The organism is Terrabacter aerolatus (genome assembly GCF_007991735.1).
In the GTDB taxonomy this organism is placed as follows: domain Bacteria; phylum Actinomycetota; class Actinomycetes; order Actinomycetales; family Dermatophilaceae; genus Terrabacter; species Terrabacter aerolatus.
Window position 1 is genome coordinate 36,575 of sequence record NZ_BJYX01000005.1, and the last position, 13,008, is coordinate 49,582.

A 13,008-nucleotide genomic window follows, 5' to 3' on the forward strand; every position below is an offset into this window, starting at 1 on the left:
CGGTCACCATCCAGGAAGGATCAGGGCGGCCCACACGAGCAACGGGCCGGCGACGACCACGATGACGCTGTAGGTGAGGATCTGCTTGTAGTACACCGGCTCGCTGATGGTGTCGGGTCGGTTGGCCAGCATCAGAGCACCATTGGTCGAGAACGGGCTGACGTCGACGATGGTCGAGCTGATCGCGAGCGCCGCGACGAAGGTGGCCGCCCCGATCCCGCCGTTGCTGATCAGCGGCACGGCGATCGGGATGATGACGGGCAGCAAAGCCGTCGACGACGCGAACGCCGACACGACACCGCCGACGTAGCAGAGCACGAGGGCGCCGATGACGGCGGCGCCGAGGCCTGCGGCCCAGTTGCCCACGAACTCGGGCGCCTTCGCCTCGGTCAGCACGGCGGCATACGTGCTCACACCGGCGACGAGGAGCACGGTCGGCCACGCGACCTGCTTGATGGCGTCCTTGTGCTGGTTGGGCGAGAGGATCGCGAGGATGACGGCCGCCGTGATCGAGACGAAGCCGATGTTCTTGTCGAAGGCGAGAGCGATGACGGCCACGAGCGTGAAGGCGACGAGCGTCAGCACCTGGTCGCGCTTGACGCCGAGGGCCTGCGTGCGGGTGGCGGTGATCGTCCCGGTGCCGCGGGTGGCGACCCCGACGCCGCCGCGGTGCAGGTCGCCGGTCAGCTCCTCGTCGCTGACCACCCCGCCGGGCGCCGCCCCGCCGGGCGCCGCCCCGCCGGTCGCCGCCCCGCCGGTCGCCGCCCCGTCGATGTCGTCGGCGCGGAGCTTCATGAGGCGCCGGCCACCGAGGACGAGGAAGAGGATGACGGCCATGAGCAGGTTGACGGCGAGGCTCGCGAGGAAGACGGTGACCTCGCTCGACGGGAGGCCGTTGTCCTTCATGAGGGAGTTCGTGATCGTGCCGTAGATGCTGATCGGCGAGAAGCCGCCGCCCTGGGCGCCGTGGACGACGAACATGCCCATGAGGAGCGGGTTGATCCTGTAGCGGGCGGCGAAGCCGAGGGCGATGGGGCCGATGATGGCGCAGGCGGCAGGGCTGGCGGCGCCGATGGCCGTGAGCAGTGCCGTCACGAAGAACATGACCCACGGGATGAGGGCCACGCGTCCACCGACCGCCCGCACGGCGGACCTGACGATGAGGTCGACGGTGCCGTTGTTCTTGGCGATGGCGAAGAGGTAGGTCACGCCGATGAGCGTGAGGATGAGGTCACCGCTGACGCCGGCGAGGATCTCCTTCTCGCTGAGCTGGAGCGAGTAGACCCCGACGAGCCAGGCCGCCACGTAGGCGAGGGCTCCCATGTTGATCGGCAGCAGCGTGCCGATCACGAAGAGCGCGACGAGCGCGATGATCGAGACCCATTCCGGTCCCATGCATGTCCCCTGTCGGTCGCGGCCAGCGCGCCTGGTTCCACGCCCTTGTGACGAGGCTCATGGCTGGCTCAGTGGCCTAGCCAATAGGTCAATGGTCCGACTGTCAATAGAGTGACCCCATGTCGACCTCGGGCATGTCCCGCCTCACGCGCACGCGCCTCTACGAGCAGGTGGCCGAACAGATCACGGCGTGGATCGACGCGAACGGCCTCACGACGGGCGACCGGCTGCCCCCGGAGCGCGAGCTCGCGCAGCGCCTCGGCGTCAGCCGCGCGACGCTGAGCCAGGCCCTCGTGGCGCTCGAGGTCATCGGGGTCGTATCCGTCCGGCACGGGGACGGCACGGTCCTGTCGGACGCCCCGGGCCCGCGCCGCATCGTCGAGGCGATCCGTGCCCACGCCCACCGGCTGCCCGAGATCATCGACACCCGCGACGCCCTCGAGACGAAGATCGCTGCCCTCGCGGCGGCGCGTCGCACCGCGGACGACCTCGCCCGCATCGACGCGGCCATCGCCGAGATGGCGCGCGACGTCGAGGCGGGTGGCCGTGGGGTCGAGGGCGACGAGCGCTTCCACGGCGCCGTCACCGCAGCCGCCCACTCGCTCCTGCTCGCGCGACTCATGGACGAGATCCGCGACCTCATCCGCGAGACGCGCATCGAGTCGCTCTCGCAGCCCGGCCGGCCCGCCGACTCCCTCGTCGGCCACCGCGCCATCGCCGAGGCCATCCGCTCCGGCGACCCCGAGGCGGCCGCTGCGGCCATGCACGCCCACGTCGTCATGGTCAGCGACGTGGCGGTGCTGCGGGACGGGCAGTGACACCGGTCGCGTCACTGCCGGAGATGCTCGCCGTCCTCGGTGCCGGCCTGGCCGCGGGCGTGCTCACCTCCACGGTGGGCGTCGCCTCGCTCGTCAGCTTCCCGATCCTGCTCGCGGTCGGGCTGCCCCCCGTCGTGGCCAACGCGTCCAACACGGTCGGGCTCGTACCGGCCGGGGTCAGCGGCTCGATCGGCTACCGGGCCGAGCTGCGCGAACACCCCCGGGTCGCCTGGACGGTCGTCGTGACGTGCGCGGTCGGCGCCGTCGGCGGCGCGGCGCTGCTGCTGGCGCTGCCCTCGAGCGTCTTCGAGGCGGTCGTGCCGTGGCTCATCCTCGTCACCTGTCTGCTCGTCGGCGTCCAGCCGTGGGTCGCCCGCTGGCTGCGCTCGCGGGCCGGTGGGCAGATCGGCCCACGGACCCGGATGGGACCGGTGACGACCTTCTTCGCGCTGCTGACCGGCGTCTACGGCGGCTACTTCGGCGCCGGCTCGGGCGTCATGATGGTCGCCGTCCTCGGGCTGGGCCTCGACATCGACCTCCGCGTCGTCAACGCCCTCAAGACCCTCGCGATCTTCGCCGGCAACGTCGTCGCCGGGCTCGTCTTCGTCACCGTCGCCGACCTCGACTGGCGCGCCATCGCCCTGCTCGCGGCCGGGTCGGTCGTCGGGGGCTACGTCGGCGCCCGCGTCGGTCGCCGGCTGCCGCCGACGCTCTTCCGCGTGCTCGTCGTCGTGGCCGGCGTCGTGGCCGCGGCGCTGCTGCTCCGCTGACCCGCAGACCGGCGGCGTATGCCGGGTGCTCGGCTCTCAGCCGCCGGTGGCCTCGCGGTGACGACGGGCCAGCTCGACGTAGATCTCGGCGTTGGCGTGGATGCGGGCCAGGCCCGGGTCGTCGATCTCGCGCCGGACCTTCCCGGGCACACCGGCGACGAGCGACCGGGGCGGGATGACGGCACCCTCGGGCACGACCGCCCCGGCGGCGACGAGGCTGCCGGCGCCGACGTGGGCGCCGCCCAGCACGACCGAGCCCATGCCGATGAGGCAGTCGTCCTCGATGGTGCACCCGTGCAGCACGGCGCGGTGGCCGACGGAGACTCCGGAGCCGATCGTCGTGGGCTGCCCCGCGTCGGTGTGGACGACGACGCCGTCCTGCAGGTTGCTGCGCTCGCCGAGGACGATCGGGTCGAAGTCGGCCCGGAGCACCGCGGTGTACCAGACGCTCGAGCCGGCTCGGAGGTCGACGGCCCCGACGAGGTCGGCGCTCGGCGCCACCCAGGCGGTCTCGTGGACCACCGGGGTGACGCCGGCGAGGGTGACGATCACGTCAGCGCGCCGAGACGTCGGCGGAGGTGTGCACCTCGGCGGTGGCCATCTTGCGACGGATCCACGGCACGAGCGCGAGGAGCACGCCGGCCACCACGAGCGTGATGACCCCGTTGACGAGGTAGTAGGTCGCGTCGCTGAGGCCGCCCATCGCCGTGATGAGCTGGGCCGCGATGGCCTGGCCGGCAGCGCTGCCGAGGAACCACAGGGCCATGGCCTGGCTGGCGAAGGCACGCGGGGCGAGGCGCGTCGTGGCCGACAGCCCGACGGGCGAGAGGCACAGCTCGGCCACGGTCTGCATGACGAAGACGCCGCCGAGGATGTAGACGGGCGCCGTGTTGCCGTGGAAGGTGGCGAAGGCCCACGACATGGCGAGCGCCGACAGGCCGATGAGCCCCACACCGAGGACGAACTTCATCGGCGTCGACGGTGAGCGGCCGGCGCGCCTGGTCCAGATCCAGCCGAAGACCGGAGCCAGCAGCACGATGGCGAGCGGGTTGATCGACTGGAACCCCTCGGGGTTGACCGTGATGCCGGCCGTCTCCTTGACGGTGTTGTTCGCGGCGAAGAGCGCCATCTTGCCGGCGGCCTGCTCGAAGATCATCCAGAAGAGCATCGCGCCGATCCACAGCGGCAGGTAGGCCGCGAGGTGCGACTTCTCCTCGCGCTCGACCTTGGGGCTGCGGAACATCATCGTGAAGTAGGCGATGGGCGTCAGCACGGCCACGATCGAGATCGCGTCGATGACCTGGTCGAGCACCGTGTCGCGCCACAGGCCGGCGAGCACGACGACGAGCGCGAAGGCGACGACGGCGCCCACCGCGAGCGCCGTGACGCGGCTGCGCTCCTGCGGCGAGAGCGGGTTGGGGACGTCGTCGACGGTGGACCCGAGGTTGCGGCGGCCGAGGACGAACCAGGCGATGGCGATGGCCATGCCGACCGCCGCCGCGGAGAAGCCGGCGTGGTAGCCGTAGTGCTCGCGCAGCCAGCCGACGACGAGCGGGGAGAAGAACGAGCCGATGTTGATCGACATGTAGAAGATCGAGAAGCCGCCGTCGCGGCGGGCGTCCTCGGGCTTGTAGAGCGTGCCGACCATGGCCGAGACGTTGGGCTTGAGCAGCCCGGTGCCGAGGGCGACGAGGGCGATGCCGAGCCAGGCGGTGGCCGAGGCCGGGATCGCGAGGCAGACGTGGCCGGCCATGATGACGACGGCGCCGTACAGCGTCGACCGCCGGGCCCCGAAGAGCCGGTCGGCGGTGAAGCCGCCGATGATCGACAGGAGGTAGACGGAGGCGCCGTAGATGGCCACGACGGCCGTGCCGGTCGTCTTGTCGATGCCGAGGCCGCCGTTGGCCGCGGTGTCGATGAGGAAGTAGAGCAGGATGGCGCGCATCCCGTAGTAGGAGAAGCGCTCCCACAGCTCGACGAAGAAGAGGGTCGACAGCCCCTTGGGGTGCCCGAGGAAGGCGCGGTCGTCGGCGCTCGAGCCGGCCTGCGGAGTGGGCGGCCGGTCCTGGGTCTGTGTTGACATGCGTTTCTCCCAGCCCCTCGTGAGGGCAGTTCGACAGTTGGACAACCCCCCAAAACTAGGGGCGGTCCCGCCGTCAACTCAAACTCGCGTCGTGCGTGCGACCCCCCGGCGCAGCGCGAGGGCGTCCTTGAGCAGGCCCGTCGCGAGGACCGCGCCGACGCCCTCACCCGCACGGATCCGCAGGTCGAGGAGCGGCTCGAGACCGAGCTCGCGGAGCACGAGGGCGTGGGCCTTCTCACGTGAGCGCTGGCCCGCGACGAGGTGCGCGGCGACGGCCGGCTCGACCCGCACTGCCGCGAGCGCCGCCACCGAGGTGGCCAGCCCGTCGAGCACGACGACACCCCCGGCCTCGGCGACTGCCAGCACGACCCCGGTGAGCACGGCGAGCTCTCCGCCGCCGAGCCGCCGGACCGCGTCGTTCGCGGCGCGCGGTCCGACCCGGAGGAGCGCGCGCGTCACGACGTCCCGCTTGCGCTCGAGCATCGCGGTGTCGGCGGACGAGCCCCGCCCGACGACCTCGTCGGCCGACACCCCGAGCAAGGCCGCTGCCACCGCCGCCGCCACCGTCGTGTTGCCGACCCCGATCTCGCCGAGCGCCACGGGACCGGCCCCGACGAGCGCGGTACCGCGGGTGCGACCGAGGGCCAGCAGGCCGGCATACGTCGTCTCATCGAGCGCATCAGCGGTCACGAGATCGCCTCTGCTGCAACCGATTCCGGCGTCGATGAGCTCGACGTCGAGGCCCGCGGCACGCGCCGCAACAGCACCCATCGACGCACCCTCTCGGGTGGCGCGGGCGACGTCGGCGGTGACCGACGGGTCGAAGGCGGAGATGCCGTATGCCGTCACGGCGTGGTCGGCGGCCGCGACGACGAGGGTGCCCGGGCCGTCCACGACGGCCAGCGCGGTGACGCGGTCGAGGACGGTGTCGAGCGCCCCGAGCGATCCCGGCACGGTCAGCAGGTCGTCGGAGCGGTCACGTGCCGCGACGACGTCGGCGGGCTCGGGGGCGCGCAGGTGGGAGGTGGGGGCGTCGCGCTCGGTCCAGCGTTCGTGCATGACGACCTGCTCGAGCGGCAGCCGCCGGCTCCAGCCGGCCCGCTCGAGGCCCGGCTCCGGCGGGCGCTCGTCGGGCCAGCCGAGGCAGAGCCAGCCGAGGGTCTCGACGCCGTCGGGCAGGCCGAGGAGGTCGGCGAGCTCGGCCGGCTCGAAGAGGGTGACCCAGCCCAGGCCGAGACCGTGGGCGCGGGCCGTGAGCCAGATGTTCTCGATGGCGGCGGCGCAGGACCACAGGTCGGCGTCGGGGAAGGTGGCGCGGCCGAGCACGCCGGCGGCCGGGGTGCGGCGGTCGCAGGCCACGACGACCCCGACGGGCGCCTCGCGGATGCCCTCGAGGCGCAGGTCGAGCAGCCCGCGGGCCGACTCCTCGGCCATCCCGGCGGCCTGGCGCAGCCGGCACCGGTCGGCCATGAGGGCGGCGGTGTCGCGTGTCGCGGCCTCGGTGACGACGACGAAGCGCCACGGCTGGCTGTGCCCGACCGAAGGCCCCCGATGGCCTGCCGTGAGCACGGCGGTCAGCACGTCGTCGGGCACGCGGTCGGGGCGGAACCGGCGGATGTCGCGGCGCGCACCGACGACCCGCTCGAGCGACGCGAGGTCGTCACGGAGAGCCCAGGCGTCGGGCGCCGCGGCCCGCTCGGCGGCCGACGACGGGTCGCCGATCGTCGGGACGGGCCTGCGGTAGCTCACCCGCCAGACTCTAGTTCGGGGCCGGCTCGATCCAGCCACGGGTCGCGCCGAGCACACGGCTGCCGTCAATGTCGGCGAGCGACATCCCGACGAAGGCGGTGGCCCCCTCGGAGGTCTGCCAGCGGAACCGGTGGTCGGTCGAGGTCGCGGCGTCGGCGATGGCCACGGCGGCGTCCCGGGCCGACTGGGCCTGGGCGAACGCACCCGCGGACCGCGCGAGGTAGGCGTCGAGCTGGGCGGCGTACGGATCGGCGGGGTCGGTCTCCGGCCGGGCCACGTTGCCGACGAAGTCGCTCGCCACGGCGGCGGGCTCGATGACCGAGACGTGCACCCCGTGGGCGAGCATGACGACGGCGAGGGACTGCATGAAGCCCTCGACGGCGAACTTCGCTCCGCAGTAGGCGTCGGCGAAGGGCTGGCCGACGGCGCCACCGACGCTCGTCACGGTGAGGACCGTGCCCGAGCCGGCCGTGCGCATGTGGGGCAGGACGAGCTTCGTCAGGGCGACGGGGCCGAGGTAGTTGACCTCGAGCTGTTCGCGGATCTCGTCGAGACTCAGCTGCTCGGCGGTCGCGACCGCCCCGCGCCCGGCGTTGTTGACGAGGACGTCGAGGCGACCGTGGTCGGCGAGCACGGCGTCGACGCAGGCCCGAGCGGCCTCGTGGTCGGTGACGTCGAGCGCACGGACGTCGAGCGCGACTCCGGCCTCGGTGGCGGCGTCGGTGAGCGCGGTGGCCCGTGAGGTGTCGCGCATCGTCGCGACGACGGTGAGTCCGCGGCGGGCGAGCTCGACGGCGGTGTGCAGGCCCATGCCCGAGGAGGTTCCGGTGACGAGGGCGACCGGCTGCCCGTTGGCGTTCATGCGGGCGACGCTACGCCCGCCCGGGTCACGCGTCGATGTCGTCGAGGCCCGCGATGACGATCTCGAGCAGCCGGGCCAGCTCGTGCCGCTCGGCGTCGGACAGGCCGCGGAGGGTGTCGCTCTCGACGACGTTGGACTCGCGGACCGCGGCGCTGAAGAGGGCCCAGCCGTCCTTGGTCAGCGAGACGAGCGTGCGCGTCCGGTTGGACTCGTCGGGGCGGCGCTCGAGCAGCCCGCGACCCGCCATCTTGTCGAGCCGGTGGGTCATCGACGACGGCGCGACGTTGGAGAGGTCGGCGAGCTGGCTCGGCGTCAGGCACGTGTCTCCGGCGCGGGCGAGCGAGGCGAGCACCGACCACTCCCCCTGGGTCAGGTCGAGGTCGGCGAACTGGCGGACGTACCACTGGTCGAGCTTCTTCGTCACGGAGAAGACGGCCGTGATGACGCGCTGCACCGACTCCTCGCCGCCGGCGGCGACGTAGGTCGCGACGTCGGCGGCGTGCTCCTGCTGGGCGGTCTGTCGACGCTTGGCTGCCATGGGAATGCATTGTCGCACCGTGGTGAGGTGGTGCTACTCTTTCGATATCGAACTTCGATGACGAAATATTCGATGCCGAAGCTGCGTTGACTCCCGAAGTCCGCCTCCCCATCCCGGAAAGGGTGTGAAACCCATGCGCACCAAGCTGCTCATCCTCGCGTCGTCCATCGGCATGCTCGGATGGGGCACCGTGCTGCCCTACCAGTACGCGTATGCGGCCAACACCCGTGGCTGGGGCGCCCTCGCGGCCGCTCTGGCCAGCACCCTCTTCTCGGTCGGCGCGCTCGTCGCCGCGCCCTTCGCGGGCCGGCTCAGCGACCGCTTCAACCCGGTCGCCGTCGCCGTCGTGGCCAAGCTCCTCGCGGCGGTCGGTGTCGCCAGCCTCGTCTGGGCGCAGTCGGCCCCGGCCTTCCTGCTCGGCATGTTCGTCTTCGGCTTCGGGCTGACCGCGGCGGGTCCCGCCGCGTCGGTGCTCGTGCTGCGCTGGGCCGGCAGCGACGACCGTCGCAAGGTCTTCGCCTACAAGTTCACGGCCGAGGCCATCGGCATGGCGGTCGGCGCCTTCGTCGCCGGCCAGCTCGTCGACCTCTCGCGCGCCGACGGCATGACGTTCGCCTTCGTCGCGGCGGGTGCCGGCTTCGCGATCTCGGCCGTCCTCATCCACGTCGCCGGCATCGGCGCCCCGAGCGAGGTCGCGCCCGACCTGGCCGCCGGCGAGGCCGAGACGCGCCTCGGCACGGTGGAGGCCCTGCGCCGCATCTTCGCCGTGCGGGCCCTGCGCTGGACGGCGGTCGTCACCGTGGCGCTCGCGCTCGGCTTCTACGCGCAGTTCGAGTCCGGCCTGCCGGCCTACGCGCTGACGGTCCTCGACGTCCACGAGTCGGCCATCGGCCTCGCGGCCGCCGTCAACTGCATCGTCATCGTGCTGCTCCAGGTCGTCGTCGTGCGGGTCACGGCCCGCCGGAACGCGGCGAGCCTGCTCATGGTCGTCGGCGGCATCTGGACCCTGTCGTGGGTCGTCCTGTCCGCCGCCCAGCTCAGCCCGGAGATCGCCTCGGCCCTCTTCGTCACGACGTTCGGCATCTTCGCCGTCGGCGAGACGATGTACGCCCCGGTGCTCAACCCCCTGACCGCGAGCCTCGCACCGCGCGGCCTCGTCGGCACGACGCTCGGCACGTTCACGGCGATCCAGACGACCTTCTCGGCCGTCGGCCCGCTCGTCGCCGGTGCCCTGCTCGGCATGGGTCTCGCGAACGGCTTCCTCGCGCTGCACCTCGTCATCAGCCTCGTCGCCGTCTACGGCGCGTGGCGACTGCGGGCCGCCCTCCGGGCCCGCCGCACCGAGGAGCGTCGACAGGCTGCGGACGCGGCCGTCGACCGGCCGCTCGAACCGGCCACCGCGACGCTCGCCGCCTGACGTCGCGCGCCACCTCGACCCACCGGAGACTCGCCCGGGTCGAGGTGGCCTGCCGCGGTCCGGCGCGAGATGTCACCTCGAACCGCCGGCATGCCCTCAGGGGGCGAGGTCGGCCACCGGCGTCAACAGGGAGCGACCGGCCATCCCGACGGTGCGCGAGAGCGTGTCGAGGAAGTCGGTGCGCAACGGCTCGACGCCGTCGAGCGACCACAGCACCCGGGCGTTGGTCCACGCGGCGTCACGGGCGCGGGTGATGCTCCATCCGCTGACCAGGTCTGCCAGCGGACCGGCGTAGCGCTGGTCCACAGCCAGCGCGATGCCGTCGAGGAAGGAGCGCCGCACCTCCTCCTGCACACCGGCCAGCAGCTCGTTGACGCGCTGATAGTCGTCGGCGACACCGGGGCTGTCGGGAGTCAGGCCGAGCTGGCGGCACGTCGCGACGACGGCCACCGGCAGGTCGTGGTTGATGTGGGCGTTCATCCCGGCCAGGGCGAACTGGATCGGCACCCGCCCGGGCTCGCGCCGCACGTCGAAGAGCGGGGCCCACGACGGGTCGGGGGCGGCGGCGTCGACCGCGTCGAGGTAGAGCCCGGCGAAGACGAGGTCGAGTCGCTCCACGAAGGCCGGGTCGGTGAAGTAGCCCGTCACGAGGTGGTCGCGCACCAGCTCGGTGACGCGGAGGTACATCCGGTTGAAGTCGCCCACTCCGTCATCCGGGGCCAGCGACCCGTCGATCTGCTGCATCCGAGCGACGACGGCGTCGACGGAGACCGGCTGAGTGGCCGGCACGAGCGGGGGCGGCGGCGTCGGCGTGGCCGGGGCGACCGGCGCACCGAGATGTGAACGGACCCACGTGACGGCGTCGGACAACCACCCCATGGACCGACGCTAGCGGCTCCACGGGATGCCGGCGCCACGATCCGCTCGATCCGCACGGTCCCCGTGATCGCACCGCTGACCGGCGTGATGACCGGCGCGATGACCGGCGTGATGACCGGCGCGATGACCGGCGTGATGACCGGCGTGATGATCGGCGTGGAGCCGACCGCCGTGACGGGACCAAGGCCTCTGACGCCCCCGCAGCGGGCGAGACAGGCTTGAGGTGAGCAAGGAAAGGAGGTGAAGACGATGTCACAGCTCCTTGAGAAGCAGACGACGAGAACCGAGCAGGGTCTTCCCCGGTTGTTCCGCAACCGCACGGTGGACTACACCCTGCTGGTCGTCGGCGCCCTGGTCGCAGCGTTCGGCGCGTACACGTACTTCGTGCCCGCCACGTGGGTCCTCGCAGGCCTGACCGAGGCCTGGTACCTCGGCAGCTGGATCGCAGGCGGGGTGCTCCTGACGGCAGGTTTCGGCCTGCTGGGCGCCAGCGTCCGTGACCGGTCCGGCCACTGGACCGGGGATGCCGTGATGAGCTTCGTGCTCGCCACGCTGAGCCTGGCCGGAGCGGTCACCGCCGCGGTCGTGCTCATCCTCTGACCACCCGAGAGGGGTGAGGCCAGATCGAAGCCCCCACGAGGTCGGGGGCTTCGACGCAGCCGGGGGCCCGGGTCAGCGGGCGTGGAAGTCCTCGATCCGATCGATCGCCTCACCGACGGCCGTGAGGCCCGCGGCGAAGCTGAGCCGCACCGAGTGCGCGCCGGCACGGTCGTCGAAGTCACCGCCGGGCGTGATGGCCACCCCAGCCTCCTCGAGCAGGGCTGCGGCGTAGCCGGCGGAGCTGCCCCAGCGGGTGAGCTGCGGGCCGAGGTCCGCCCAGTAGTAGAACGCACCGTCGGGCGGCGCCGCCCGCCCCCAGCCGAGTCGGGTCGCGTTGTCCAGCAACAGCTTCCGGGTCCGGGCGAACTCGGCGACCGCTTCGTCGCACTCGCGGTACGACTCCTCGACGAAGGCCGACACGGCGGCATACTGCGCCGGTGCCGGCGGGCACAGCGCGACGTTGCCGGCGAGCGCGTCGACGGGGCGCACGAGGTCCTCGGGCAGCAGCATCCAGCCGAGGCGCCAGCCGGTCATGCCCCAGTACTTGCTGAACGAGGAGATGACGAGCGAGGTGTCGTCGCTCTCCCAGGCACAGACGCCGCGGGGGTCGGCGGCACCGGGCTCGGGATAGGTGACGCCGTGGTAGATCTCGTCGCTGACGAGCCGGACCCCGTGGTCGGCGCACCACCCGGTGATGGCGGCGAGCTCGCCCCGGTCGACCATCGTCCCCGTGGGGTTGGCGGGCGAGGCGACGATGAGCCCCGCGAGCGCACCAGCCGCCTGCGCGGCGTCGAGCAGCTCGGGCGTCGGCTGGTAGCGGGTGTCCGGGCCGCAGTCGATCTCGACGACCTCGCAGCCGAGCGACGTGAGGATGTTGCGGTAGGCCGGGTAGCCCGGACGGGCGAGCACCACCCGGTCGCCCGCCTCGAAGGCCGCGAGGAAGGCGAGGACGAAGCCGCCCGACGAGCCCGTGGTGACGGCGACCCGCGCTGGGTCGACGTCGACGCCGTACCAGCGGCCGTAGTGGGCCGCGATCTCGGTGCGCAGCTCGCGGATGCCGAGGGCGGAGGTGTAGGTCAGGGCCCGCCCGGACGCGTGGATCCGCGCCGCGGCCTCCGACACGAGGCTGGGCGCACCCCCCGAGGGCTCTCCCGCGCACAGGGAGACGACGTCGCGACCCCCGGCTCGCAGCACGGCGACCCGGTCGAGCACGTCCATGACCTCGAAGGGCGCGACCTGCGAGCGCCGGGAGGGCTGGAGGGGTCGCACCGGTCGGGAGCTGGCAGGGGTCACCGCCTCAGTCTGCCCGAACCCTCGACACCCGAAACACGCCGTTCACGCGACGTGGATAACCTCGTCCGCATGACGATCGCCCACCACGCCGACGCTTCGACCCTCGTGGACAAGGAGGTGCTGACGTGGGAGGGCTTCGGCACCGCCGTGCGCGAGCTGGCCCAGCTCGTGGCCGACTCGAGCTTCCGGCCGGAGATCCTCGTGGCCGTGGCGCGAGGTGGACTGATCCCCGGGGGCGGCCTGTCCTACGCGCTGGGCGTCAAGCTGACCGACGCCATCAACGTCGAGTTCTACACCGACGTCGAGGAGACCCTGCCCGACCCGGTCCTGCTCGCGCCGCTGCTCGACACCGACAGCATCAAGGGCCGCCGCATCCTCGTCGTCGACGACGTCGCGGACTCGGGGCGCACCCTGGCCCTCGTGCTCGAGCTGCTCCAGAAGCACGGCGCCGAGGCCCGCAGCGCCGTGATCTACGGCAAGCCGCGCTCGATCGTGGCCCCCGACTACGTGTGGCGCGAGACGGACCGCTGGATCGTCTTCCCGTGGTCGGCGCAGCCCCCGGTCTCGGGCTCGCAGGTGAGGGCCGACACCGTCGCCGACTGAC

The 13,008-nt window shown here is 72.4% G+C and carries 14 protein-coding genes; 6 read left to right on the forward strand and 8 right to left on the reverse strand.

What is annotated here, in order from left to right; all coding sequences use genetic code 11:
• Positions 1-3 precede the first annotated feature (3 nt).
• The gene (locus tag TAE01_RS06390) at positions 4-1,395 is read right to left on the reverse strand and encodes an SLC13 family permease (RefSeq protein WP_147064600.1); all 1,392 of its coding nucleotides are present in this window, start codon (positions 1,393-1,395) and stop codon (positions 4-6) included.
• Positions 1,396-1,514: 119 nt separating this feature from the next.
• Here TAE01_RS06390 and TAE01_RS06395 point away from each other — a divergent pair, with 119 nt between their 5' ends.
• Both TAE01_RS06395 and TAE01_RS06400 read left to right on the forward strand, forming a co-directional pair.
• The gene (locus TAE01_RS06395) at positions 1,515-2,213 is read left to right on the forward strand and encodes a FadR/GntR family transcriptional regulator (RefSeq protein WP_246111180.1); all 699 of its coding nucleotides are present in this window, start codon (positions 1,515-1,517) and stop codon (positions 2,211-2,213) included.
• Positions 2,214-2,236: 23 nt separating this feature from the next.
• Complete coding sequence (locus TAE01_RS06400; protein WP_186815082.1) at positions 2,237-2,983, forward strand: sulfite exporter TauE/SafE family protein; 747 nt, start codon at positions 2,237-2,239, stop codon at positions 2,981-2,983.
• A gap of 36 nt (positions 2,984-3,019) precedes the next feature.
• Here TAE01_RS06400 and TAE01_RS06405 read toward each other — a convergent pair whose 3' ends face one another.
• From TAE01_RS06405 to TAE01_RS06425, 5 genes are all read right to left on the reverse strand, one after another.
• On the reverse strand, positions 3,020-3,535 hold the full coding sequence (locus TAE01_RS06405) for a gamma carbonic anhydrase family protein (RefSeq protein ID WP_147064604.1): 516 nt from the start codon (positions 3,533-3,535) through the stop codon (positions 3,020-3,022).
• A 1-nt stretch (position 3,536) separates the two neighbouring features.
• On the reverse strand, positions 3,537-5,066 hold the full coding sequence (locus tag TAE01_RS06410) for a peptide MFS transporter (RefSeq protein ID WP_147064606.1): 1,530 nt from the start codon (positions 5,064-5,066) through the stop codon (positions 3,537-3,539).
• Positions 5,067-5,144: 78 nt separating this feature from the next.
• A complete protein-coding gene (bluB, locus tag TAE01_RS06415; protein ID WP_147064608.1) occupies positions 5,145-6,815 on the reverse strand; it encodes a 5,6-dimethylbenzimidazole synthase in 1,671 nt (556 codons plus the stop codon).
• Between the two features lie 10 nt (positions 6,816-6,825).
• Positions 6,826-7,677, reverse strand: a complete 852-nt coding sequence (locus tag TAE01_RS06420) for an SDR family oxidoreductase (protein ID WP_147064609.1) — start codon at positions 7,675-7,677, stop codon at positions 6,826-6,828.
• A gap of 25 nt (positions 7,678-7,702) precedes the next feature.
• Positions 7,703-8,215 carry a MarR family winged helix-turn-helix transcriptional regulator gene (locus TAE01_RS06425; RefSeq protein ID WP_147064611.1) on the reverse strand — a complete coding sequence of 171 codons (513 nt, stop codon included), beginning with the start codon at positions 8,213-8,215 and terminating at the stop codon, positions 7,703-7,705.
• Positions 8,216-8,348: 133 nt separating this feature from the next.
• Here TAE01_RS06425 and TAE01_RS06430 point away from each other — a divergent pair, with 133 nt between their 5' ends.
• Positions 8,349-9,632, forward strand: coding sequence for an MFS transporter (locus TAE01_RS06430; protein WP_147064614.1), 1,284 nt, complete (start codon positions 8,349-8,351; stop codon positions 9,630-9,632).
• Positions 9,633-9,728: 96 nt separating this feature from the next.
• On the opposite strand, the gene TAE01_RS06435 is transcribed toward TAE01_RS06430, so the two are convergent.
• Positions 9,729-10,511 carry a DUF5995 family protein gene (locus TAE01_RS06435; RefSeq protein WP_147064616.1) on the reverse strand — a complete coding sequence of 261 codons (783 nt, stop codon included), beginning with the start codon at positions 10,509-10,511 and terminating at the stop codon, positions 9,729-9,731.
• A 63-nt stretch (positions 10,512-10,574) separates the two neighbouring features.
• Between TAE01_RS06435 and TAE01_RS06440 the strand changes: the two genes are divergently transcribed.
• Entirely contained in the window at positions 10,575-10,733 is a 159-nt protein-coding gene (locus TAE01_RS06440) for a hypothetical protein (protein ID WP_186815071.1), read from the forward strand.
• 27 nt (positions 10,734-10,760) lie between these two features.
• Entirely contained in the window at positions 10,761-11,111 is a 351-nt protein-coding gene (locus tag TAE01_RS06445; RefSeq protein ID WP_147064618.1) for a hypothetical protein, read from the forward strand.
• 72 nt (positions 11,112-11,183) lie between these two features.
• Here the strand turns inward: TAE01_RS06445 and TAE01_RS06450 are convergent, their stop codons facing one another.
• Positions 11,184-12,329 (reverse strand): aminotransferase class I/II-fold pyridoxal phosphate-dependent enzyme, encoded by a 1,146-nt coding sequence (locus tag TAE01_RS06450; protein WP_246111197.1) that lies wholly within the window; start codon positions 12,327-12,329, stop codon positions 11,184-11,186.
• Between the two features lie 144 nt (positions 12,330-12,473).
• On the opposite strand from TAE01_RS06450, the gene TAE01_RS06455 reads away from it, so the two are divergent.
• Positions 12,474-13,007 carry a phosphoribosyltransferase gene (locus TAE01_RS06455; RefSeq protein WP_147064623.1) on the forward strand — a complete coding sequence of 178 codons (534 nt, stop codon included), beginning with the start codon at positions 12,474-12,476 and terminating at the stop codon, positions 13,005-13,007.
• Position 13,008 lies beyond the last annotated feature (1 nt).

What these genes read in the sequence shown, in the direction of transcription:
- TAE01_RS06390 (WP_147064600.1), bottom strand. Translation starts at nt 1,395, where the DNA reads ATGGGACCGGAATGGGTCTCGATCATCGCGCTCGTCGCGCTCTTCGTG.
- TAE01_RS06395 (WP_246111180.1), top strand. Translation starts at nt 1,515, where the DNA reads ATGTCGACCTCGGGCATGTCCCGCCTCACGCGCACGCGCCTCTACGAG.
- TAE01_RS06400 (WP_186815082.1), top strand. Translation starts at nt 2,237, where the DNA reads ATGCTCGCCGTCCTCGGTGCCGGCCTGGCCGCGGGCGTGCTCACCTCC.
- TAE01_RS06410 (WP_147064606.1), bottom strand. Translation starts at nt 5,066, where the DNA reads ATGTCAACACAGACCCAGGACCGGCCGCCCACTCCGCAGGCCGGCTCG.
- TAE01_RS06420 (WP_147064609.1), bottom strand. Translation starts at nt 7,677, where the DNA reads ATGAACGCCAACGGGCAGCCGGTCGCCCTCGTCACCGGAACCTCCTCG.
- TAE01_RS06425 (WP_147064611.1), bottom strand. Translation starts at nt 8,215, where the DNA reads ATGGCAGCCAAGCGTCGACAGACCGCCCAGCAGGAGCACGCCGCCGAC.
- TAE01_RS06430 (WP_147064614.1), top strand. Translation starts at nt 8,349, where the DNA reads ATGCGCACCAAGCTGCTCATCCTCGCGTCGTCCATCGGCATGCTCGGA.
- TAE01_RS06435 (WP_147064616.1), bottom strand. Translation starts at nt 10,511, where the DNA reads ATGGGGTGGTTGTCCGACGCCGTCACGTGGGTCCGTTCACATCTCGGT.
- TAE01_RS06445 (WP_147064618.1), top strand. Translation starts at nt 10,761, where the DNA reads ATGTCACAGCTCCTTGAGAAGCAGACGACGAGAACCGAGCAGGGTCTT.
- TAE01_RS06450 (WP_246111197.1), bottom strand. Translation starts at nt 12,329, where the DNA reads ATGGACGTGCTCGACCGGGTCGCCGTGCTGCGAGCCGGGGGTCGCGAC.
- TAE01_RS06455 (WP_147064623.1), top strand. Translation starts at nt 12,474, where the DNA reads ATGACGATCGCCCACCACGCCGACGCTTCGACCCTCGTGGACAAGGAG.